Annotated in this window: 23 protein-coding genes and 1 pseudogene; 8 read left to right on the plus strand and 16 right to left on the minus strand. The window is 62.1% G+C overall.

The annotated features are described in order from the left end of the window. Positions 1 to 113: 113 nt before the first annotated feature. Complete coding sequence (locus B4N44_RS05900) at positions 114 to 701, minus strand: Uma2 family endonuclease (protein ID WP_296697936.1); 588 nt, start codon at positions 699 to 701, stop codon at positions 114 to 116. A gap of 338 nt (positions 702 to 1,039) precedes the next feature. Here B4N44_RS05900 and B4N44_RS05905 point away from each other — a divergent pair, with 338 nt between their 5' ends. The 5 genes from B4N44_RS05905 to B4N44_RS05925 all read left to right on the plus strand — a co-directional run bounded on the left by B4N44_RS05905 (position 1,040) and on the right by B4N44_RS05925 (position 6,961). Then, positions 1,040 to 2,482: an FAD binding domain-containing protein gene (locus B4N44_RS05905; protein WP_296697938.1), complete on the plus strand. Its 1,443-nt coding sequence runs from the start codon at positions 1,040 to 1,042 to the stop codon at positions 2,480 to 2,482. Further along, on the plus strand, positions 2,479 to 4,743 hold the full coding sequence (locus B4N44_RS05910) for a molybdopterin cofactor-binding domain-containing protein (protein ID WP_296697941.1): 2,265 nt from the start codon (positions 2,479 to 2,481) through the stop codon (positions 4,741 to 4,743). Before B4N44_RS05905 ends, B4N44_RS05910 begins: the two co-directional genes overlap by 4 nt. Before the next feature lie 27 nt (positions 4,744 to 4,770). After that, the gene (locus B4N44_RS05915) at positions 4,771 to 5,637 is read left to right on the plus strand and encodes a GNAT family N-acetyltransferase (protein WP_296697944.1); all 867 of its coding nucleotides are present in this window, start codon (positions 4,771 to 4,773) and stop codon (positions 5,635 to 5,637) included. Between the two features lie 18 nt (positions 5,638 to 5,655). Further along, positions 5,656 to 6,267 carry a CD3072 family TudS-related putative desulfidase gene (locus B4N44_RS05920; RefSeq protein ID WP_296697947.1) on the plus strand — a complete coding sequence of 204 codons (612 nt, stop codon included), beginning with the start codon at positions 5,656 to 5,658 and terminating at the stop codon, positions 6,265 to 6,267. A gap of 187 nt (positions 6,268 to 6,454) precedes the next feature. Continuing rightward, entirely contained in the window at positions 6,455 to 6,961 is a 507-nt protein-coding gene (locus B4N44_RS05925) for an HIT family protein (RefSeq protein ID WP_296697950.1), read from the plus strand. Between the two features lie 116 nt (positions 6,962 to 7,077). Here the strand turns inward: B4N44_RS05925 and B4N44_RS05930 are convergent, their stop codons facing one another. Further along, positions 7,078 to 7,548: a hypothetical protein gene (locus tag B4N44_RS05930; protein ID WP_296697952.1), complete on the minus strand. Its 471-nt coding sequence runs from the start codon at positions 7,546 to 7,548 to the stop codon at positions 7,078 to 7,080. A 94-nt stretch (positions 7,549 to 7,642) separates the two neighbouring features. On the opposite strand from B4N44_RS05930, the gene B4N44_RS05935 reads away from it, so the two are divergent. Next, entirely contained in the window at positions 7,643 to 7,870 is a 228-nt protein-coding gene (locus B4N44_RS05935) for a DUF433 domain-containing protein (RefSeq protein ID WP_296697954.1), read from the plus strand. A gap of 98 nt (positions 7,871 to 7,968) precedes the next feature. Beyond that, positions 7,969 to 8,094 (plus strand): annotated as a pseudogene (locus tag B4N44_RS19890) (DUF5615 family PIN-like protein); the annotation flags it as partial. Between the two features lie 435 nt (positions 8,095 to 8,529). On the opposite strand, the gene B4N44_RS05940 reads toward B4N44_RS19890, so the two are convergent. From B4N44_RS05940 to B4N44_RS05960, 5 genes are all read right to left on the minus strand, one after another. Further along, positions 8,530 to 9,348, minus strand: a complete 819-nt coding sequence (locus B4N44_RS05940) for a hypothetical protein (protein WP_296697957.1) — start codon at positions 9,346 to 9,348, stop codon at positions 8,530 to 8,532. Between the two features lie 138 nt (positions 9,349 to 9,486). Further along, on the minus strand, positions 9,487 to 9,795 hold the full coding sequence (locus B4N44_RS05945) for a hypothetical protein (RefSeq protein ID WP_296697959.1): 309 nt from the start codon (positions 9,793 to 9,795) through the stop codon (positions 9,487 to 9,489). A 418-nt stretch (positions 9,796 to 10,213) separates the two neighbouring features. Then, positions 10,214 to 10,555 (minus strand): transcriptional regulator, encoded by a 342-nt coding sequence (locus B4N44_RS05950; RefSeq protein WP_296697962.1) that lies wholly within the window; start codon positions 10,553 to 10,555, stop codon positions 10,214 to 10,216. A gap of 8 nt (positions 10,556 to 10,563) precedes the next feature. Further along, positions 10,564 to 10,839 (minus strand): toxin-antitoxin system TumE family protein, encoded by a 276-nt coding sequence (locus tag B4N44_RS05955; RefSeq protein ID WP_296697967.1) that lies wholly within the window; start codon positions 10,837 to 10,839, stop codon positions 10,564 to 10,566. Positions 10,840 to 11,230: 391 nt separating this feature from the next. Further along, on the minus strand, positions 11,231 to 11,893 hold the full coding sequence (locus tag B4N44_RS05960; RefSeq protein ID WP_296697969.1) for a transposase: 663 nt from the start codon (positions 11,891 to 11,893) through the stop codon (positions 11,231 to 11,233). Between the two features lie 53 nt (positions 11,894 to 11,946). On the opposite strand from B4N44_RS05960, the gene B4N44_RS05965 reads away from it, so the two are divergent. Next, positions 11,947 to 12,576, plus strand: coding sequence for a transposase (locus B4N44_RS05965; protein ID WP_296697971.1), 630 nt, complete (start codon positions 11,947 to 11,949; stop codon positions 12,574 to 12,576). 226 nt (positions 12,577 to 12,802) lie between these two features. On the opposite strand, the gene B4N44_RS05970 is transcribed toward B4N44_RS05965, so the two are convergent. From B4N44_RS05970 to B4N44_RS06010, 9 genes are all read right to left on the minus strand, one after another. After that, complete coding sequence (locus B4N44_RS05970; RefSeq protein ID WP_296697974.1) at positions 12,803 to 13,096, minus strand: hypothetical protein; 294 nt, start codon at positions 13,094 to 13,096, stop codon at positions 12,803 to 12,805. A 294-nt stretch (positions 13,097 to 13,390) separates the two neighbouring features. Next, the gene (locus tag B4N44_RS05975) at positions 13,391 to 13,759 is read right to left on the minus strand and encodes a hypothetical protein (protein ID WP_296697977.1); all 369 of its coding nucleotides are present in this window, start codon (positions 13,757 to 13,759) and stop codon (positions 13,391 to 13,393) included. A 414-nt stretch (positions 13,760 to 14,173) separates the two neighbouring features. Beyond that, positions 14,174 to 14,674: a hypothetical protein gene (locus B4N44_RS05980; protein WP_296697980.1), complete on the minus strand. Its 501-nt coding sequence runs from the start codon at positions 14,672 to 14,674 to the stop codon at positions 14,174 to 14,176. A 506-nt stretch (positions 14,675 to 15,180) separates the two neighbouring features. Further along, positions 15,181 to 15,423, minus strand: coding sequence for a hypothetical protein (locus B4N44_RS05985; protein WP_296697982.1), 243 nt, complete (start codon positions 15,421 to 15,423; stop codon positions 15,181 to 15,183). A 54-nt stretch (positions 15,424 to 15,477) separates the two neighbouring features. Beyond that, on the minus strand, positions 15,478 to 16,935 hold the full coding sequence (gene tnpC, locus B4N44_RS05990) for an IS66 family transposase (protein ID WP_296697985.1): 1,458 nt from the start codon (positions 16,933 to 16,935) through the stop codon (positions 15,478 to 15,480). A gap of 564 nt (positions 16,936 to 17,499) precedes the next feature. After that, entirely contained in the window at positions 17,500 to 17,988 is a 489-nt protein-coding gene (locus tag B4N44_RS05995) for a DUF3368 domain-containing protein (protein ID WP_296697988.1), read from the minus strand. Beyond that, entirely contained in the window at positions 17,985 to 18,245 is a 261-nt protein-coding gene (locus tag B4N44_RS06000) for a UPF0175 family protein (protein WP_232409531.1), read from the minus strand. The genes B4N44_RS05995 and B4N44_RS06000 overlap by 4 nt, the downstream gene beginning before the upstream one ends. Positions 18,246 to 18,316: 71 nt before the next feature. Then, positions 18,317 to 21,559, minus strand: a complete 3,243-nt coding sequence (locus tag B4N44_RS06005) for an efflux RND transporter permease subunit (protein ID WP_296697996.1) — start codon at positions 21,557 to 21,559, stop codon at positions 18,317 to 18,319. Continuing rightward, positions 21,559 to 22,638: an efflux RND transporter periplasmic adaptor subunit gene (locus B4N44_RS06010; protein WP_296697999.1), complete on the minus strand. Its 1,080-nt coding sequence runs from the start codon at positions 22,636 to 22,638 to the stop codon at positions 21,559 to 21,561. The genes B4N44_RS06005 and B4N44_RS06010 overlap by 1 nt, the downstream gene beginning before the upstream one ends. Between the last annotated feature and the right edge of the window lie 72 nt (positions 22,639 to 22,710).

Genomic DNA, 22,710 nt, shown 5'->3' on the forward strand with positions numbered 1-22,710 from the left:
GTGTAACTGCTCTTTTTAGGGTGATTGTAGAGAACCGATGTGACCGTTCTTTGACGGTGCAGGCGATCACGCGGACGACCGACAAGCGGCGAGCGTAGGGCCGCAGCGACCGGTCAGGCGGTATCCGCTGCCTCGGTCTGGACAAACACCACGTCCTCGTACAAGGCATCGAGCGGACATTCAAAGCCGATCGACGGCAGGACCAGCCGCCCGTTCTCCGGCACCGGATCGAGCAGCCAACCCTCCGGACGGCGGCGGAACACCTCGCAGGAACGGCTGCGGGAGTCGATCAGGACGTACTCATCCAACGAATCGAGCCGCCGGTAATCGCCGAACTTGGCGCCGCGGTCGTAGCCCTCGGTAGACTCGGACAAGACCTCGATGATCACGCGTGCATGGCGTTTGGCCAAGGGCTCGGGCGCGTCCCTCGCATCGCAGGTCACGAAGACGTCCGGATAAAAAAAGGCGGAAGCCGGCTCGACGCGCAGCTTCATGTCGGCGATGTAAACCCGGCACGGACTTCCGCGCACATGCGCGCGCAGCAAAGCAGCGACATTGAGCGCAATGGTCGCGTGCTCCTCGGTCGCACCGGCCATCGCGAAGACCTCGCCGGCGACGTACTCATGGCGAACCGGCGCGACAGCCTCGCCCGCGAGATACTCCTCGACGCTGATGGAATGATCTTCGGCAAGATCAGGCATGGACGGGCTCCGCAGTTGTTCGGCGATTCAAGAGTATAGACTCCGCGGATCGGGGTACCGCAAGTGCGGCGGCGTCCGAGTGTCAAGACACCTCGCCGGCGGCTTCAAGTCAGCCGTTTCTTGTCGTCCGGGCCAGAAATGGACAAGACCGACTGATCCCCTAACCGGACGGGCGATGCGGGAGCGCACTGAACATCTTGAGCGCGTCGTCTATGATTCAAGAGATCCCGAGCCACTTGCGGTGTACACGGCCAGGCGCGGTTCATCCTTGCCGGACAGTTGATCGGCAGTGATCCACTCGACCCTGCGGATAGCACACCTTTGACCGAGTCAGCAGTATGCAACCCTTTCTGCTCAACGATGAATTCGTCGCCGGGCTGCCGCAGCCAACCCGGCCGGTCTTGGCCTGGTTGCGGGAGGATCGCCGTCTGACCGCGGCCAAAGACGCCTGCCGGGAGGGGGAGTGCGGTGCCTGTGCCGTGCTGTTGGGGGCACTGGAGCCCGGCGGATGGGTGCGCTATCGCCTGGTCAATTCCTGTCTGCTGCCGCTGACGGCCGTGGGGGGGCACCACCTCGTCACTCTTGAGGGCGTGAACCGGCCCGACGACCAACTCACCCCGGTCCAGCAGGCACTGGTGGATGAAGGGGCGATCCAGTGCGGCTTCTGCACCCCGGGTGTGGTGATGGGATTGACGGATTGGTTGCTCAACGGGCTGCGTTTCGACCGGGAGGAAGGCATCGCGGCCTTGGACGGCCAATTTTGCCGCTGCACGGGCTACCAGGGGATCAAGCGCGCGCTGACCCGACTGCTGCCGCTAGGGGCCGGGTTGCCGCCCCCGGAGACTCGCCTGGGAGCACTGATTGCCGCCGGGGTGGTGCCGGGTTCATTCATCGGAATTGCCGAGCGGCTTGCCGGACTGCCTCGGCCCGAGCGGACCCTGCCGATCACCGGTGGGCTGCTGGTGGGTGGCGGGACCGACCTCTTTGCCCACTCCTGGTCCCGGCCGTCCCCGCAGCGACTGGTCATGCTCGCGGATCGACCCGAGCTGCGCGGCGTCACCGCGACCGCCGAGCGCTTCCGCATCGGCGCCGCCACGACCGTGGAGGAGCTGCTGGAATCGCCTCTGCTGGCCGAGCGCATCCCGCATCTGCATCAGGTGCTCGAGCGCTTCGGCGGAACCCCGGTGCGGGATCGGGCCACCCTGGGCGGAAACTTGGTCAACGCGTCGCCGATCGGCGACCTCAGCGTCTGCCTGCTGGCACTGGCGGCCGAGGTCGTGGTCGATAGCCCCATGGGAACAAGGCAGGTACCGCTCGCGCGCTTCTTCTTGGGCTACAAACGGCTGGATCTGCATCCAGACGAATGGGTTGCCGCGGTGGAGCTCGCGCTCACGCCTGGACCGACCCGCTTTCATTTCGAGAAGGTGGCCCACCGCGAGTATCTCGACGTAGCCGCAGTCAATTCGGCTCTGTACCTTGATCTGGCCGACGGCGCCATCCGCCGCGCCCGGCTGAGTGCCGGCGGGGTTGCCCCGACGCCGGTGTGTCTGGAGGACACCTCCGCTTGGCTCGCCGGCCGACCGCTGGACGGCGCCACCGCCTGGTCGGCAGCGCATCGGGCACGGCAGGAGGCCAGCCCCATCGACGATGTGCGCGGCAGCGCGGAATATAAAGGTCTGCTGTTGCGCCAACTGGTGCTGGCCCACTTCCAGGCATTGGGGCCGGAGGGAATCAACGCGGATTGGCCCCTCACGCCCAACGGCGGGGAGGCGACAACATGACCAAACCAGGCCTCGACGCTGCCCATCTGCATGTCACGGGTCAGTCCCGGTTCCTGGACGATCTGCCGCATCCGCCCGATACCTTGCACGCGGCCCCCCTGCCCGCGCCCTTCGCCCATGGACGTCTTCTCGCGATCGACCCGACCCCGGCCATGAGGCTACCGGGGGTCAGGGCGGTGATGACCGCTGCGGATATCCCCGGAGAGAACCGGATCGGGGTCCAGGCAGACGATGAGCCGCTGTTGGCGGAGACCGAATTCCGCTATGCCGGTGAGACCTTGGCCCTGGTGGTGGCGGACGACCCCGAAACGGCCCGGGCCGGCACGGTGGCGGTGAGGTTGGACCTGGAGCCCCTGCCCGCCGAACTCGATCCCCTGACCGCCAAGGCCGCGGGTGCCCTATTCCAGCCCCCCCGCAGCTTCGTCTGCGGTGACCTGGGCCAGGCGTGGGGGGAGTGCGTCGCGAGCGTCGCGGGCCGCGTACTGGTCGGCGGTCAGGAGCACCTCTACCTGGAGACCCAGGCAGCCCTGGCGATCCCCCGCGACGACGGCGGGGTATTGCTGCATACCGCCACCCAGAGTCCCAGCGCCGCGCAATCGGCGACAGCACGGGTCCTGGGGTTGCAGATGCATCAGGTCGAGGTCGACGTGCTGCGGCTCGGCGGTGGTTTCGGCGGCAAGGAGAGTCAAGCCACCCGCTTCGCGGTGCTGGCCGCCTTGGCGGCCCGCCGGCTGGGACGACCGGTCAAACTGGTGCTGAGGCGCGACGAAGACATGGCCCAGACCGGCAAGCGCCACCCCTACTGCGCCGACTATCGCATCGGCCTGAACCGAGACGGACGCATCCACGCCTACGCGGTCGACTTCTACCAGAACGCCGGGGCTTATACCGACCTCTCGCCCGCCGTCCTTGCCCGCACCCTGTTCCACGCGAGCAATGCCTACGCCATCCCGCACCTACGGGCCACCGCCTGGTGTTGCCGGACCCACCTGCCGCCCTTTACCGCCATGCGGGGCTTCGGTGCCCCCCAGGGGGTCTTCGTACTCGAGTGCGCCATTGACCGGCTTGCGCGGCAGTGCTCAATCCCGGCCGAGACCATTCGCGCCCGCAGCCTGCTGGCGGAGGGGGATCGCTTCCCGTTCGGCATGCAGGCCGAGCGATGCCGCGCCCGCCCCTGCTGGGAACGGGCGCGGGAAGGCTACGACCTGGTCGGCTGGCGGCAAGAGGTCGACGCCTTCAACGCCGCCCATCGGCTGGAGAAGAAGGGTCTCGTCTGCCTGCCGATCGCGTTCGGCATCTCCTTCACCCACATCCTCCTCAACCAGGGAGAGGCCCTGGTACACCTCTACCGCGACGGCAGTGTCGGCCTCTCCGCCGGGGCGGTGGAGATGGGCCAAGGGGTCAACCGCAAGCTTCAGCGGGTAGCGGCCCGCAACCTGGGATTGCCGGAAGAGCTGATACGGGTCGAGAGCACCAATACCACCCGCACCGCCAACCTCTCCGCCAGCGCCGCCAGCGTCACCGCCGATCTCCACGGCCACGCGGTGCGGATCGCCTGCGAGACATTGCGGGAGCGGCTGCTGGTGTTGGCGGCTGAACTGCTGGACGAGCCGCCGGATGCACTGCGGCTGGCGGGCGGGGCGGCGCTCGCCGGCGAGGCATCCCCGCGTATCCCCTGGGTGGAGCTTCTGGCGGCCGCCTATGAGCGGCGGATCGGCCTCTCCGCCCAGGCCCACTATGCCATCCCGGGGCTTTTCTTCGACACGGAGCGGGAACGGGGCCATCCCTTCGCCTATCATGTCTATGGCGCGGCGATCTGCGAGGCGACCCTGGACGGCCTGCGCGGCACTTACCACATCGATCGGGTGGCGGTCGTGCACGATGTCGGCCGCAGCCTTGCACCCGAGGTGGATCGCGGGCAGGTGGAGGGAGGCATCTTGCAGGGGATCGGCTGGCTGACCTCCGAGGAATTGCGCTTCGATGATCAAGGCCGGCTGCTCACCCGCAGCATGGCCACCTACAAGCCACCGGACATCCACGCCGCCCCCGAGATCCTGGTGGAATTCCTGGAGGACGCCCCGGAGCCCGCCGGCCTCTTGGAGGCCAAAGCGGTAGGTGAGCCGCCTTTTCTCTATGGGATCGCCGCCTGGCTGGCCGTGGTGGAGGCGATGCGCGCACTGCAGCCCGACCGGGACTTCCAATTGGCGGCGCCGCTGACCCCGGAGCGGGTACTGATGGCGCTCTATGGTGGGGGCGAATGAAGAGTCTCCAGATTGGAGTGTAAGCCAATGAACACATCGGACCTCCAGCTGCGCCCGGCCACTGCGGACGATGCCGGAGCTTGCGGCCGGGTCGCTCATGCCGCCTTTGCCGACATCGCGCAACGCTGCCAGGTGCCGCCGGACATCCCGACGCAAGACCTGGCGATCGAGCTATTCACCCGCTGGATCACCCATCCGGACTTCCATGTCATCGTCGCCGAACTGGACGGGCGTGTGGTCGGCAGTGTCGTGATCGATGAGCGGTCGAGCATCGCCGGCTTGGGACCCTTCACGGTCGATCCCGAGGTACAGCATCGCTCGGTGGGTCACCGACTGACAGGGGGCGTTGCGCAACACTTGACCGAACGCGCCTTTCAAGGGGCACGCCTGGTGCAGGCCCCTCACAACTTCATGACCCTGAGCCTCTGCATCCAATCGGGTTTCGAGGTGCGCGAGCCGCTGGTCTGCCTCCAGGGAGCGCCTTTGGGGCTGAGCCTGCCCGGCTATTGCGTGCGGCCGGCGACCCTGGACGATCTCGATGCCTGCAACGCATTGTGCCGACAGGTCCACGGTCATGACCGCGGGGGTGAGCTCGCCGAGGCCATCGCCATGGGCCGGGCAAGCCTGGCCGAACGGGATCGTCGCATCGGCGGCTATGCCACTGAAATCGGCTTCGCCGGCCACGCCGTTGGGGAGACCAATGCCGACCTCCAGGCACTGATCGGCGCCGCTTCAAGATTCAGTGGCCAGGGCTTTCTACTCCCGACCCGGAACGGCGAGCTGTTCCGCTGGTGCCTGGGACATGAATTGCGCATCGTGCAGTCCCTGACTCTAATGACCATCGGGTTCTATCATGAACCGCAAGGCGTATTTCTGCCCTCGATCGGTTACTGAAGCGCGAGGAGGACGACCATGACCGGCAAGCTCGGCCAGATCAAAGACAACATCCGCGACGCCCGAAGTGGCAGGCTTATCTTCATCTCTCATTGTCTGCTCAACCAGAACGCCTGCGTGCGTGGCCTGGCGAGCCAACCGGCGGTGATCCGTCAGTTGCTCGACCTGCTGCTCGAGCATCAGGCGGGTATCTTTCAGATGACTTGCCCGGAGGTCAGCTACCTGGGCTCGATGCGCTGGGGGCAGGTCAAGAAGCAGTACGGCAACCCCATGTTTCGCCGGCATTGTCGCCGGATCGCGCGAGAGGTCTGCGACCAAGTCCAGACCTATCGCGACAATGACCACAGGGTCGTCGGCATCGTCCTGCGCGACGGCAGTCCGACCTGCGGTCTGCGCTGCGCGGCCGTGGAGGCCGACAGGGATCAGGTTTGGGGCGGCATGGTTTGGAGCGCCTCGCCTAGGCAACGCTTCGGCAACACACCCGGCGTCTACAGCGAGGAGCTGCAGGCCGAAATCCTCACCCGTCCGGGATTTACCGTACCGCTCTTTGCACTACCGGAGGTCGCGGAAGCCGGATCGTTCGAGAAATCGCTGGAGGAGATTGAACAGGCACTCAAGGAGGTCGACTAACCGCCTTCCCTGCGCAGAACTCAAAGGCCCGATCAATTCACCAGGTCGACGAAGGTTCACGCCGAGGAGCGAGCCCATCCGTCGGCAGGACAATGCCTCCGACAGGTATCACGAGCGCAAACGACACGCCGACGCGATATCCTCGACGCGCACGCCGCAACATGACATGACCTAATGGACGGCTAGTATGAGCAGTAACCCTTCAGAACAGACTTGCTACTTTTGCAGAGTCTCAAGGGGCGAAGCCGACCCCTTTATCTTTGAAAACCGGTCTTTCGTGGGAATCTTCGACACCCACCCTGTAAATCCCGGGCACGCCTTGATGATTCCAAGAAGGCATGTCGAATCCGTTTTTCATCTGCTTGAAACAGAGCAGGCGGACTATTTTGATGCTATTCGTGGAGTCAAGACCGCTATTGAACGCACTGACCTGAAGGATCTTTATTTAAACATGCTCGGCAGGGAGGATCTCAAAGATCGGCCCAAAGACCATATCGAGACGGTCTTGAAGCTGGATTTCCTGGGAAACAAGCCTGATGCATACACTGTCGGCAACAACGATGGAAGAGAAGCAGGAAGAAGCATTGACCATTTACATATCATTCTCTTGCCGCGTTATCGGGGAGATGTCGAGGATCCTAAGGGCGGTATTCGCAACGTGATACCAAGCAGAGCAAACTATCCGAGAAGATGAACGTTGGACAGAGTGCAGAACAAAAAAGGGGGGCGAATGCCTGTCACCTCTGGAGCCGGCCAACGCAGGTTTGAAGGAGCAAAAATGGGCAGGCCCGATTAATTCACAGCGGTAACTCACCCTGCCCCGCAGCGTCGGCTGATGGCGGCTCGCACGGGGTTCAGCGCGACGTAGCGTTGGCAAAGCCGCAGATAGGTTTCGGCCTGAACCAGAGAGGATTTGTAGCGGCCGTCCCAGAGGGTGCCGTTACGCCCGTAGGTGTGGTTGATGTACTGCACGTCGCGGCAGCCGACCGAGGGCAGCAGATGGACATGGTTGGTCATCAACACGTCGGCGTGCATCCGGCAGCGCTCGCCCACCGGCACCTCATGCAGCCAGCCGAGGCCAGCACGCCGGTCTTGATCGTCGAAGACGTACGCCGCGCGGTTGTGGCTGCGCTGCACGATGCGCCGCGGAAAGCCCTCGACGTGGATCCGTGAACTGGTGCGCCGGTGCATGGGGTCGGCCAAATGATGGCCCTTTTTCTGATTCGGAGGGATAGGCTGTGCCTCCCAACCTGCTGTCGACCAGTAGGGCCGGGCAGTCATTCTGCTGCGGCTCCAGCCCTTGACGACATTGAACAGTCCGACTGCTATCCTGCCCGCTCTTCAGTTCTTCGCGAGCCGAATGTCGAGGTAAGCCATGGACATTGACCGAATCACCTTGGATCCGGCTGTCATGGGCGGCAAACCCTGCATCCGAGGTCTGCGGGTCACGGTCGGAACGGTGCTCGGACTCATGGCCGAGGGTGTCGGCAGGGAGCGCATCCTTTCCGCGTACCCCTATCTCGAGCCCGAGGACCTGGATGCAGCGCTGGCCTACGCCGCCTGGCGTCTGGATGAACGTGAAGAGGACCTCACGGCGGCATGACCCTGCGGCTGGTCATCGATGTCAATCTCTCGCCGGAGTGGGTACCTGTTCTGACCGAAGCTGGATTCAAGACCGTCCACTGAACGCAGGTCGGAGATCCTTCTGCGCCTGACCGCAAGATCATGGACTGGGCGGTCGCCAACGGCTACGTCGTCTTCAGCCACGACCTGGACTTCTCGACCATGCTCGCGCTGACGCATGCCAGCGGGCCCAGCTTGATTTAGCTTCGGGGTCCGAAGGTGCTGCACGAACAGATCGCTGACCTTTTGATCCAGTGCCTTGACCGCTTCCACGTGGACTTGGAGGACGGCGCATTGCTGCTGATCGAGCCCGGACGCAGCCGAGTGCGCATATTGCCGCTTTGATGGTATGAAACGGGAGCGCAGGACACGAAAGGAAAAGATCGACCATCAGCGGGCGCGCGCCGGCTGGCCCGTCGGCAGCCGGCGTTTGATCGAAGAGCTCAATGTCCGGGCCGCGCCGAAGGTCGGCGAGCCAACAAGAGCGCCGGGGACACCTACGCACTCGCCGACTACAGGAAAAGGTCGCGTCCAGGAAAAGGGTCGGGTCTTGATTTTTGCCGTGGCAAAAGTCAAGACCCGACCCCGCCGACGCGCTGCCGGCCACCGTGTCGACTGGGGCGCAGCGGTCCAGACTCCTCAGCTGCAGAAACCCTGGTAGGTCATGTTGATCGCGTATTGGCTGAGTCCATCGGTTGTCTCGATTGGAAAAATCGGCGTAGGAATCGCTGCTGGATCAGGATTGTCTGCGCCTGGCAGCTTCCAAAGCCCGTGGATCGGTAATTGTCTAGCATTGCCCAAGGTGCCATTTCTGTCCAAGTGGGTCTGAATCCAGCGATTGAAGCTGTCCAGATTGTCGGCAACGATGTGTCCGTTGACCGGGCGCTGGGTGGCCAAATCAACACCAAAACAACACACGCATCTGCCACTGCCTGAGGGATAGGTATAGCTGTAGGTTCTGTCGCCCCTATGTCCTGCTTCGTGGGAGTCGACGACTCCCGGGCCGTGCAGGACTGCGGGATCTCCAAAAAAACTGTGCAACTGGGGGGCACCAAGTCGCACGGCGCCAAAAAATGAGCAAAACGCGCGTACTGACCTGGGACTGCGACCCAAGTTACAGCCGCGAAATTCAATGGCCCTGATCTTCTTCGAGTGCAGTCGCTCTCTCAAAGCGATCAAACGTGAGACATCATTATTGTAGATCCCGAGCTTCTGGAGCTCAGCTGGGGTCGGATCGCTGCGCTCTCGCCCCGCGATCTGATTGAGGATCTCTAGATCTGCACCGGTGGAATGGGCTCTGGCGTTGGTGACCAGCGGAACCAATAAGCCCACCCCGTTCGGATCAGCGTGCACCACAACCACAAACTCATCATCTTCAGTGTTAGCGATGCGAGAAGCAAGGGCTTCGAAGCTTCCGACCCCCGCGATATCAGCGACTGAGGTTACCTGAATCCCCATGGGGGGCAATGTCCTAAACCGAGTAAAGTACTGTCTGACTTGGTTAGTCAGTGCCGCGTTAAGTCCCATTGTGAAGCAAATGGCCATAGTTTCTACACACCTCTCGATGGCCGAAGAAATTCAGAACAATACTGATTGCTAGCAGTAGTAGACCTTGCCGACACCACACACGGCATTGGGATCGACGCGGTCGTAGCCATTGAGCTTGTCCAGAGTCTGCCCGCTCGGATCTACCCGGCCGTCAGGCCACTTGAAGCCAAGTTGCACTTTTTGAAACTGCTTGATAGCAGCAATGGTTTTTTTCCAGGGCAACCCATCGACCACCAAGGCAGGCTGTGGCCCGCCTTCATTGACGGGGACCTTGTTCAACAATTGCTGCACTGTAATCGCATCAGGTTTTCGATTGACCCCACCCTCGCCCACTGATGCCGAGATCTGTTTGGCCAAAATCACACCTCCTGAAAAGAAACGGCACAGACCTTATCGCACCTTTGCGATGTGGTGTGCACATTTTTCTAACGGTGAATATTGCAGTACCACGCAATTTTTTTTCGCTCGAGTTTTCCCCAACTAAACTTCAAGACATTCCGTAAGTCTGAATAGACTCACACCAAAGACCCGGACGTGCAGTTTTCCTGCGGGGAAAATGGGGACAGACCAGTCGGGTAGCAGGGTGACCTTACGGTCACCCTGCTACCCGACGAGCCTGGTCCCTTTTCCACTCGATCGCCTTCAGTTGGGCGGCTTCGGGTTGTGGTCGGCCGGGATTGGTCTTGCCGGGTTTCTTCGGCATGCGGGATTCCAGTTCGAAGCAGGCACCGCTTAGGCCTGTGCCGCAGCAACCGTTGCAACCAGCCGGCGCGTCCTACGCCGCTTTCAGCACGATCTCCATGCGCACCTCGTCATAAGGAAACACCAGTTTGCCGTCATCGGTCTTGTCGAGCACACCACAGGCCACGAGTGCCTGAGCATCGGTATGCACGCCTTTGACATCGCGCCCGACGCGCCGCGCGAGTTCTCGCACCCCGAGCGGTCCGGCCCCCGTCATCACTTTGAGAATCCCCCAACGGTTGCCTGTCAACGTCGCCCAGAGATCCTCGTGGCTCGGAAACGTGATGAAACAGCCTTGCGGTTCGCCGTGAAAAGCACCTTTGGTCCGCCGCTTGGTGGCTTCGATGTCGGCGACTTCGATCGTCACAGTGGTCATGAGGTGCCTCACAGTCGGGCGACATCGGCCCAGAAATCATCGACCAATTGATCGAGTGTCGTGAAGGCATAAGAGACTTCACGAGCGCCCACGTGCTTGTGGTCTCCCTTGCCGCTCTCGTTGTCGTAGCGCAGTACACAGACCTCATCGATCACTAAGGCCAAACGGTACTTGAAGGAATGTCGACTGCCGGGCGCGGGTTCGGGGAGCTGCCAGATCACAATATCTGCAAAGCGGTTGTCGCTCAGCTTGACGCGCGACCTCAGGAGCAGGGCAGCTTGCATGTTGTAACGATGACAACAACCTTCGGCGTTGTCAACGTTGATGACAGCAAAAACCTTATCACCGCTCTCGGCCGTCTGTCAGTGTCGGCAATGTGCGTTTATGCAAAGCTCGCGATTATGCAAAGCGGGCCTTGGCAGGACTCACTGACCGCCGTCGGCAGGCGGTCAGAGTTCGCTGGGAGCTTCTCATAATCACAGGGTCTTCAGGAACTCGATCAGGCTGTCGGGTGCCCGGTAACGATGGAGCACCGTGTCCGGCTCATGGAGCTTGGCCGGCGCTTGCTCTTTCATTGCGAAAAGGGGCCAGGGTCAGTTTATTCACAACGGCAACTCGCCCTGCCCCGCAGCGTCGGCTGATGGCGGCTCGTCCTGCTTGCGCGGCCTGCCCCGCTTACGCAATTCCCGGCGCTGGCCGGTCCATCGCTTCGATCTCCCGATAGAAGCGATCATTGCCGACGGGCTGGTCTTGGTTGAGTGCCAGCCGCAGATCGCCGAGCGGTTGGTCGTCGAGCGCGATGCGGAACAGCTCCCGATAGGCTGCACGGCGCGTTTCCTCGTCATCGCCGAGTCCGAGGTAGAGCGCGTGCGGTGTCAGCAGTGCGCCCGGCTCGCCGAGCGCGTTGGCCCGGTAGCTGGACCAGCGGTAAAGGGCGGGGTCCGCCACCATGCCGGCGCGCACAGGATTCAGCTCGACGTAACGGTGGCACGCCAGCAGGTAGGTCTCGGCCTGAACCAGCGAGGATTTGTAGCGGCCGTCCCAGAGGGTGCCGGTCCGCCCATAGGTGTGGTTGACGGACTGCACGTACCGGCGACCGACCGAGATCAGCACCTGCGGCACGCGCTCGGCCTCTTCCGGCGTCAGCAGCAGATAGACATGGTTGGTCATCAGCACGTCGGCGTGCAGCCGACAGCGCTCGCGCACCAGTGCCTCGTGCAGCCACCCGAGGTCAGCACGGCGGTCTTGGTCGTCGAATAAGCACGCCGCGCGGTTGTGGCCGCGCTGCACGATGTGCAGCGGCAAGCCGTCGATATGGATGCGTGTGCGGCGGGGCATGGGGCACAAGCATAGCAGAATTTGAGCCTGGCCCCTTTTCCCCGCGTCTGCGCGTGAACGCGGTGCTCCACGACCTGCCGGTGGCCGTGCCGGGACGCGCCGGACGACCCCGCAAGTACGGGGAACGTCTGGGCAGTGTCAAGGCAATGCAGACCGCGCTGCGGGCCACCGCACGGACCTATTCGCTCAACCTCTACGGTCGGGTGCGCGACGTGGTGGCTGCCGAACAGGTGGTGATGCTCAAGACCCTGCGCTGCCAAGTGCGCGTGGTCTGGGTCTACCGGCGCACCCAATGGATCGCGCTGGTGACCACCGACCTGACCCTGTCCGTTGCGCAAATTATTGAAATCTATGGCGCTCGCTGGAAAATCGAAGCCGGATTCAGAGAAATCAAGCAGGAGATCGGCAGTGCCCAGACGCAGACCCGCAATCCCGATGCGGTCACCAACCATCTGCATTTCTGCATGGTGGCCACCACCATCACCTGGATCTACGGGGCCAGCTTGGAGCAGGCCCCCGCGCGGCGATACGCCGCTGCGCGTCGGACCGAATATGCCTTCGCCGATGTGCGCCGAGCACTCGCCCATGATCTCGCCGACGTGGGTTTCGGGGTCGATTGCGACGATCCCGGCCACGGCACCCGAAATTCCCTCATCGCTACAGTCATGGGGCTGGTCGCCTGAGGAAAACGAGAAACTTCAGCAACTATGACATTGATGCCATCTTCGACGACTTAGTGGCGAAGCAGGCCAAGCATCCCGAACGCATCGTTTCATTTCCGTCGCGCAAGCCAAGGGGGAGCGTAGTTGTTCCGCACCAAGGCGCTCCAGCCTCCGCTTCTCCGACGCAGCGCCACGGCTGATCTCCTCGGCAGAGGGAAGTACGGGTCAGGCGGGGTCTTGGCAAGAGTCAAGACCCGACCCCGAACCCGCAGCAGCGGATTCTCTCAACCCGTTCGAACCCGTTCAGCTCCTGCGGCACGCGCCCGGCCTCTTCCGGCGTCAGCAGCAGATGGACATGGTTGGTCGTCAGCACGTCAGCGTGCAGCCGGCAGCGCTCGCGCGCCAGCGCCAGCGCCTCGTGCAGCCAACCGAGGTAGGCACGCCGGTCTTGGTCGTCGCAGAAGCACGCCGCGCGGTTGTGGCCGCGCTGCACGATGTGCAGCAGCAAGCCGTCGATATGGATGCGTGTGCGGCGGAGCATGGGGCGCAAGCATAGCAGAATTTGAGCCTGGCCCCTTTTCCGCTTCGTCCAAAAGGGCCACGACGCTATTATTGGAATGCAGATCGATTCCGCCGTAGAGTTTCATCGTCGACTCCTCCTGCCGGGTCTCCAGCTCAGGTGTTCTCTTCTACCTTATCTGTAGGCCCGCGGGCGGGGTCGGCTAGATGCTTATCAGGTCTTGGCAAGAGTCAAGACCCGACCCCGACCCCCGCGCGACGGTTTGCCCGCGACAGATCGAGCTGCTTTTCTAGGTAGAAAATGACGGCGGCCGTATCAGTCAAGATTGAACCTGTCAGCCATTGTAAATGAATCACACTTTGCTTTGTTTTCAGCAAGCACGACGGACCCGAACGGACGGCCTTCGAATTTCTTGATGCGCTCCAATTCGGCGACGGCGAAGCTCTTGTAATCATCCATGAAATGGGTCGGCACATAGGTTTTGATGGCGGCTTTCACGTTCTCGGGCATTTCTCCTTGCATGTAAACGTAATAGGCTGCGCAGGCACCGGCTGCCTGGGTGAATTCCCAGTCGCTATTATAGGCGTTTCTTTCACCAAAATTAATCGTTACATCGCCGGCGCTAATCGTGCCGGTCGTGCCTGCCGCGAGTACAAGTGCGAGAGCAAGACGAGTTTTCTTCATAGTTTCCGTCTACCACAAGCTAAGCGTCCAGACCCCCTACTGGGGATCACAACAAGGGCAGATACTATACTCAACAAGCGCGAGTTTTCCCGCCCTTTCAATCGCCGACCATCGCGACCTCGCGGTCAACAATAAGCGCATCTCTCCACGATGCAGCTACGCACTACGACGAAACTGCCGCAGGCGATCAAAAAACGCCTCCGGGCTCTCCACTTAACCGAGGCAAAGCGCACTGTGATACGCTGTCTTAGGTCGCGGCCGCACCACCTGCAGAGTCATTCTGGCACGCGACGTTCAGCTTTTTCCGTCACGGCCAGGTTCCTGCGAGCGCTTGGTTTTCTTCGTCATTTGGCTTGTAAAACCTAATGATGGAGATAAGCCGCACCGTGAAGCGGCGCCGGCTTCACCGACCGTTTAGCTGCCATGACGAAGCTGCCTTAAAACATTTTTGCAGACATGTGACGATGGCGTTTCATAGCGCATAAGGCAAGTTGGTAAATCGCAAGACTCTTTCGGAAATTGCGATGCTGGTTGGTAGCAATCGTCGATACCAAATAAATGAAGCGTTTCATGGAGCTGAACCAATAACCGGCGTGAAGCAGGGGCGAATTCAATCGCTATTGTCTCGCTCAAACAGCAACCCCATTCAGCGATACCGGTAAGCTTTTTACAATAGGCTTTATACTTTTGCTGATCTGGAACAGACAGCAGTAGTCGCGTATTAGACGTGTCATGTAGTAGTGGAAAGAGATGGTCCATTAGATCAGAAGCACCATCCCATGCACATAGTAGTGCCGTGAATTCGGGATCCATTTCTTCGACGCAAACTTCACTCGCTCGGCCCGCTTGATTGAGCAAAGAATTGAGATGGTCCTGAAACTCCGGATGCGGATTTCCATAGGCTATGATGTTCATTTGAAGGCTCAACGTGTACTGAACCGCGGATTGGGGTCCGGGATTGGGGTTGGGTCTTTCCTTTTGCTTGTAAGGACAGAAGAAACAACGCCGAAACCCAGGAGCCGACGCATCAATCGCCATCGCTGCCGCTTGGATCTGGCTCGCCTAATGTCAACACTGCCTAGAACAAGAGCGCCTGCTGTTGATCGAATGCCGCTGTGGATCAATTGAACCAGATCCCTTAAACTTGGTGTATCTAGATGGGAGCATATTATGAATGCGGTTTCTTCTCATAACCTTCCATTTTTCTTTCGACACTCGTATTCATGGCGCCGCGCACTTCTAAGCCGCTCTCTCCTGGATATTCCGGGTCGTAGAATAACGAGCAATATAATTGCAACGATGGCGAAAAAAATCAACCGCTCCATTGTTTTGATCTCTCAGTGAGCTTTAGGTTTCGGTTTCGCAGAAGGTCTACTGATCACGGAAATCCTTTTAGCCCAAGGCATCCGCAAAAAAACCACTCAATAATCGTAACCTTCTTCCCAGCCTTCATGCTCCGCATACGCGCTTTCTATTTCATCTTCGACACCTGAAAAGTTATGGATGGATCCAGTGTCATCGTGCTCGAAATTTTCGCTCCCCCTATAGTTATAGCCAGACCGATTGCCGACCACACGATGCTCACTCAAAGGTTCAAGCTTTTCCTTCTCTTCTAATTTATCAGCTTCCTCTTGAAAATGCTCGATGATCTCTTCGTCTTTCATTGGAGTAGTCCTGACTTAAAGGTTTATTTGTAACTGTTCAGGTAATCAGCTGCCTTACGGCAAGTGCGGCATCGGAGGCTGACCCCGGAAGGTCATCACCAGGGCGGGATAGAGATCGATCGACTGCTTGCGCAGGGTGGACAGATAGAAGCGTACCGTGGCGAAGGCCTCGGCACCTTCGTGCGAGCGGAAACAGCCCGAGACCTTTTGCTTGAGTTTGGGCATGCGCAGGTCACGTTCGGCGAGGTTGTTGTCGAAGGGGACACGCAGGTCCGTGACAAACCGCATGACCTCGTCGCCGCGGTGGGTACGCAAGCGCGCGACCAGGTTGTGAGCCGGCGTCTGTTTGACCCGTCGTCGACTGCCCGGTGGCGGGAGGCGCTGCGGATGAAAGAAGGCCCCGTTGGCGAGGATGCTGTCGTAACGGGTGAAGAAATCCTCCACCACCGGAGCGGGGAGGGCTTGGAGGCCGGCCACGCGGGCGGCGATGGTGGCGTCGTTGGCCTCGCACAGCAAGGCGATCAGCTGCTTGGGCCAGGACAGCACGGGGTCGGCTTCAGCGAGGGCGATGAGCTCGCGCAGGTGATGGGCATTGCAGAAGGCATGCTGAGCCGGGGTGCTCAAGTACGCCCGCCAGTGATCGTGGACCAGAATGCCGCGAAAGCCGTCGAGCAGACCGATGCCGGTCAACGCCTCGGCGCCGCGCTTGGCGTGCACGGCGTAGAAGGTCAGGAGCGAGGTGCACAGCACATGCAGCCACTGCAGGGCGCCGGCGACGCGCATCCCCGTTTCATCGGCATGAGCCACGGCGCTGCGCACGATGGATTGACCGATCGCCGCGACGGGTGCCGCCAGGCGCGCCGCCGCCTCGCGACCCATGTTGACCAGGGTGGCCGGGGCGAGCGTGATGCCCGCCAAGACACCGAGCAGCTCGGCGCTGCGCCGATAGGGTAGAAGCTGATAATGCGTCAAATACACCGCCAAGGCCGACAACCCGGGGCCGTACTGCACCGGCGCGCCGAGCGCGTCCGGGAAGGCGCTGCAATGCACCTGGCCGCAGCTGCACACGCCGGTCACGGTGCGATACTCGGTGACCTCGCGGCGCACGACCAGATCGATGACTTGGCGGCGTTCGGGCGAGACCTCGATAGCCAGCTCGGCGCAGTCGCGCCCGCAGCTGCAAAGCCCCTCCAGGGGCACAACGATGCGGTGCTCGGGATCCTCGACCAGTGCTCGGGTGGCGCCGGGATGATCCTTCTGACCACCGGCCTTCATGCCGCTGCGCACGCGGCGCGAGCGCGGCGGCGGTTTCTTGAACGGAGGATCCGAGGATGGGGGCTTGCTGGAGTTGTGGCTATCCTTGGCCAAGCGCGCTTCCAACTCGCGGATGCGTTGGAGAAGCTCGGCGATCTGTTTCGCCTGCTCGGCGTTCTGCGCCCGCAACCGCGCCAGTTCGGCATCTTTGCTGTCGGGGCTGTCGGGGCTGTCGGTTGTCGATGGCGGCTTAGGCATGTTGCAAACTTACCGCCCCAAGGAGTTGTTTGGCAAGCTACTATTTTACCTGCAATTTTATTCCCGGCATAAGGGCCGCATAAGGAGCCTATTTAAGTTTCATGGGGCCCAAACTTCCGGACAACAAAAAAGCCGAACCCCTCGAACGATGGATGCTCATTCTAGGCAGTTCGGCTTGATGTGTCGTCGAGTCCATGACGCGCGCTTCCTCCGTGACGTGTGCGGGACTATAGCACAGGATCTCGCGCGAGGTCGGGTCGGGGCCGCGACGTCGCGGGGTCGCGACGTCGGGTCTTTCCTTTTGCCCGTAAGGACAGACGAAACAACGCCGAAACCCAGCAACCGACGCAGCAAAAAAATCTTAACACTATGATCAATAATCTCTTTAACCTAAACCGCGCCAACTCCAGCCGCGTTTGTCGCGCGGCATTTCGCGGCCCTTGAAACCGTCCGGCCCAACACCGGGCGCGGTTTAGAGCGGCACGAAGGTCACGACGGGCGCACACGTGGGGGAAAGGGGTCAGGCTCAATTACTTCAAAGCTCGCCGATCTTTTACGTCGCGTTCAGCGCTTGACCGTGCCCGTGAATGATCCGCCGAGCTGGCTGCGGATTTGCCGGCGAACGTGGCTCGAGAGATAGAGGCCGTGGATGTCCACAAGCTCATCGACCTTGGTCATCGCGGTCGATGCGTCGAGGTGGCCCAGGCGTTGGGCCAAAACGATCAGGCCAAGGGTGCCGATGGGCCTCAGGCCCATCTCACTGGCTCTACTCCGGGCGGCTTTGTCGTCGATGGCAACGAGAGCGATGCCCTGCTCGCGTGCCAGGACAATGGCTTCCACCTCCCCCCGATGCAGGGTGCCGATCGCGCCGCGAACGAACGCATGCCCGATCTCGGATAATTCCCGGCATTCGATGAAGCCGGGCAGATCCAACCTGGTCTCGGCCACCACCGCCGGCGGTGCGAGAACCTGCAAGAAGCAGCTACGGAGCATCGGAAGCAACTTAATCTTCGCCAGGAAGATCAGAGGACTGGCATTGGTAACGAGCCTCACGAGCGCCGGTCCACGAGCGCTTCGACCAGCCGCAAGTCGTCCTCCACGGTCTCGTCGGCGACGACAAAGCCGTGACCGAAGTGCTCCTTAAGCCGGTAGTGAAACTCCTCGTAGCCAAGGCCGGCGAGGGCCGCGGCGGCGCCGAAGCTGATCTTGTGCGCTTGGTACAGACCGGCGGCGAGGAAGAAATCGCCGGCACCGTTCCCGAGGGGCTCCAGCACCGGGGCGAAGTCCGGATTGATGGTTGGTGTCGGCATGGTCGGGCTCCGGACTTGATTGGCTGAATCGGGTGGTCGGTCTTGTCAAGTTTAGCGCAGAAGACGTGCCATCATGGCTCGACACCGTGGCTCTCCCGGATCCCATGCAAGGGAAACGGGGCCGGCTCAATTCGACAACGGCAACGCGCTCCTCGTCCCCCGCTTCCCCCCCACGACAGCACAACCACAGTCAACGCCGGCAGAAAGGTCACGGTAACCGTTGCCGCACCCATCAACCCGAACAAAACAATCACCCCCACACCCCGATAAAGCTCGGTCCCTTCGCCGGGCAGAAACACCAGCGGCGACAGGCCGCAGATGGTGGTCAGGGTCGTCATGGCGATGGGGCGCAGGCGGGTCTGAACCGCGTCTACCACGGCGTCCACCACCGACACGCCCCCTTGGCTGAGATTCCGGCGTGCCTGGTCCACCACGAGGATCGGATTGTTCACGACGGTGCCCATCAGGATGAGGAAGCCCAGCATGGTGATCATGTCGAAGGGCTGGCTCAGCGGCATCAGGCCGATCGTCGGCAACAAGCCGCCGACCAGGTTCAGCAGCGCCAAACCGACGATGCCGCCGGCGATGCCCAGGGGAATGGCGGTCATGATCAGCAGCGGGAAGCCCCAATGTGCAAAGATGGCCACCAGCACCAGGTAGATGATGACCAAGGCGATCAGGAAGTTGCCGCTCAAGGCATTGCGGGTGGCGTCGAGCTGGTCACTGGCTCCGGAGATCTCCACGCTCACGTCCGAGGGCAGCTCGCCACTGCTGCGCATGGCGCCCAGCAGCTCCTCCTTCACGCGCTCGACACCCGTTTCCAGGGGCACGTCGTCCGGCGGAATCACATTCAGGGTGACGGTGCGGCGACCGTCCACCCGGCGCACGGTGCTGGCATCCACGGCCTCCTCGATGGTTGCCAGGCCGGACAGCGGCAAGGTGGCGCCGCCGGGCGTGTGGATCATCACGTTGGGCAGCTCGTCCAGGCGAGGCTCCCGGCCCTGACTGCCGTAGAGATAGATGTCGATCTTGTCGTCGTCGAGGAAGAAATCGTCCAGGTACGCCCCTTCGGTCAGGGAGGCGATGGTGAAGCCGATCGCCTCGGTGTCCAGACCCAGCTCGGCCGCCCGATTCCAGTCCGGGCGCACCTGGATCAAGGGCTGAGCCAGAGACAGCGTGCGCGGTTGGGTCTGGATGCGCGGGTTGTCGAAGATCTCCCGGGCACGTTCGTCGGCGGCGTTGGCCGAGCGGTAGATTGACACGAGATCCGGGCCGGAGATATCCAGGTTGATGCTGCGGGTCCCGCCGTCGTTGCTGGAGATAATGGAGCCCTTGGCCGCAAATGAACGCATGCCCGGAAACTGCTCGTAGAACCCGGTGATCTCGTCCATCAAGGGCTCGATGTGCAGCGGATCGATGGTCTCGGCGATGATGCGCACGTTCGTAGGGCTAACCTGCATGTTCAGAAAGGCGATCGGCGGCACCGAGACCTCGCCGGCATCAAAGGCATCGCTCTCGGCGCCCAGGTGCGGCAGGAAATGGTCTTCGATCTGTTTGGCGATGGCCTCCATCTCCGACAGGTTATAGCCGGGCGGCGCGTTCATGGAGGCGAAGGTCTTCGGCTCTTCGCCCTCCGGCAGATATTCGGCGGGGGGTGTCAGCGTCAGGATGATCCAGAGGCTCAATGCAACCGTGACCAGGATGGTGAGCACCCGTCGCACGGCACTGCCGATCAGCCAGCGCACGACACCCACGATGCCATCGGCCCATCCGCCGACCCGACCTCCGAAAGGCGCGTTGCCGGATCCGTCCGCGACCGTTTCGCGCACCCCGAAGCCCATCCGTGCACTGAGGGTGGGAACCAGCGTGACCGCCACCAGCATGGAGGCCAGAATGGCTGCGGAGATCGCGATGGCCACATCGGAGTAAAGCTGTCCCGCTTCCTCCTCGATGAACAGAATGGGCAAGAACACCAGGATGGTGGTCATGGTGGATGCGAGCACCGCCGGCCAGACCTCCTGGACACCCTTGAGCGCGGAATCGAACCGATTCAGCCCCAGACGGCGATGGCGCTCGATGTTCTCCAGCACCACGATGCTGTTGTCCACGGTCATCCCGATCGCGAACGCGATCCCGGCCAATGAAATGACGTTGATGGTGCGCCCGGCGATCAGCAGGCCCATGAATGCAGCAATGGTGCACAAGGGGATGCCGATCACCGCGACCAGCGTGGCCCGCGACGAGCGAAGGAACAGAAACAACACCAGGGAGGCGAACAACGCGCCGATACCCAGATTGGTCCAGACGTTGGCCACCGACGCCTCCACGTAGCGGGCATCGTCCGAGGTCAGGTCAAGCCGCAGCCCGGCGGGCTCCAACACCTCCCGGTTGATGGCGTCCACTTCCGTCAACATGGCCCGCTTGATGTCGATGACGTTGGAGCCGCTCTCCCGCCTGACCTGCAACCCCAGCACCCGCTGGCCGTTGACGAACGACAGCGCGCGAATCCGGGAGTGGTCCTGACGCACACTGGCCACGTCGGACAGTCGGACCAGGCTGTCGCCGGTGCGTGAGACCACCAGTTGCTCCAGCTCCTCCAGATCTTCGAACCGTCCCAGGGTCCGCAGCAGATAACTGCGCTTGCCCGAATCGATCTCGCCGCCGGACAGATCGCGATTCCGGGCCGTGATGGCGTCCCGCAGGTCCAGCAGGCTCAGTCCGCGCTGGGCCAGTTTCAGCTCGTCCACGGTGATCTGGACCTGACGCTCGGCGCCGCCCCCGACCGTGACCTCGGACACACCCGGCACGCTCTCCATGCGCGGACGGACCCGGTCCTCGACAAAGTCCCGCATCAGGTCGATGTCCAACTCGCGGGGGTTGCCGATCAGGGTGGAGATCCGGAAGTACATGAAGGCGTTGGCGGAGAAGGACGCCGCGACGATGCGCGGCTCGTCCACGTTGCGGGGGTAATCGGACACCTGGCTGAGGGCGTTGTTGATCTGGATCAGTGCCTCGGTGATATCGACACCGAACGGGAATTCCAGCTCGATCTCCGACGCGCCGAAGGACGCCGACGAGATCATTCGGGTCAGATTGGGGACATTGCGCAGGTAGCGCTCCTGCTCGATGAGGATCTCCTTTTCGATGTCCTGCGGGGTCGCCCCCGGCCATCGGGTCTCCACCGTCACCGTGCGGGTTTCCAGATCGGGGATCATCTGCACCGGGATGCGCAAGGCCGCGGCCGTGCCCAGGATCGCCAGGATCAGGGTGATCACGGCCACCAGGGTGCCGTGGCGGATGATGCCGGCGAACATCAGCGCGCCGCCCGCTCGGCGATCCGCACCTTCATGCCGCCCTCAAGGGATTCATTGCCGCGGACGACCACCTGCTCATGGCCTGTCAGGCCGTCGGTGATAACGACGCGATCGCGGAAGCCGATGCCGGTGGTCACGCGTTTCTCCCGGACCTCGAAAAGCTCCCCATCGGTCGGCTCGGCAATCCAGACGGTAACACGACCGTCCGGGTAGCGGTTGATCGCATCGCGGGACACCGTCAACCCTGTCTCCCCGACGGAGACCCGCAGCACCGCATCGACGGCCATTCCTGGCAGGGCCGCAAAGCCGTCGGGCGCGATCGCGCGCAGCAGGAAGGTTCTGGATGCCGTTTCACCGACCGGGACCAGGGCATCGATCTCGGCCGCCATGGTGTCGCCTTCGGGACCGGCGCCGTCGATCAGCAACTCCGAGCCTTCGCCGATCCGGCGGTAGGCCTCTTGAGGCACCTGAAAATCCAGCCGCAGATGGTCGGTATCCACGAGCATCAGCAAGGCGTCACCCGGCGTGACCCACTCGCCCAACTCGCTGGAGCGATCGCTGACGACACCGGCGAACGGCGCCTCCACGCGATGTCGGCGCAACACCACCTGTCGGTGTGCTTCAGCGGCCTCCAGACGGGCGACGGCGGCCTCCGCGGCGGCAACATCGGTTTCCCGGGTGCTGACTTCAGACGCGGCAATGTTCCCGCGGCCCACCGACCGTGCCTCGTCCAGCCTGCGACGGGCCTCCTCCAGCCGCGCCCTGGCCTCGTCCGCTTCGGCACGGGCCCCGGCAAGCTCGAACGCCGCCTGTTCATCGTCCAGTCCGATCAGCAGGTCGCCTTGACTGACCTTCCCGCCTGTTTCGACCGCGACCTGGTTCACCAGGCCGGCAACGGCCGTGGACAAGCGGGAGCTTCGCAGTGCGTTCACGGTTCCGGTGAGCCGGACCTCCTCGACGATCTCGGTGGTTTCCACGGCCGCCAGTTGGACACCGGGCGGTTCCTGACCCCAGGCCGGCGTTATCAGCGCGCAGATCAGGCAGACCTGCAGAAGATGGCGCCAAGGGTGCCGACGCATTCAGTGTCCTCTCGTTTTCACCGGGATCAAGGTGATGTCCGCGGGCTCCTGACGCTGTACCGAGATACGGAC

It is taken from the genome of Thiocapsa sp. UBA6158, from assembly GCF_002423035.1.
In the GTDB taxonomy this organism is placed as follows: Bacteria; Pseudomonadota; Gammaproteobacteria; order Chromatiales; family Chromatiaceae; genus Thiocapsa.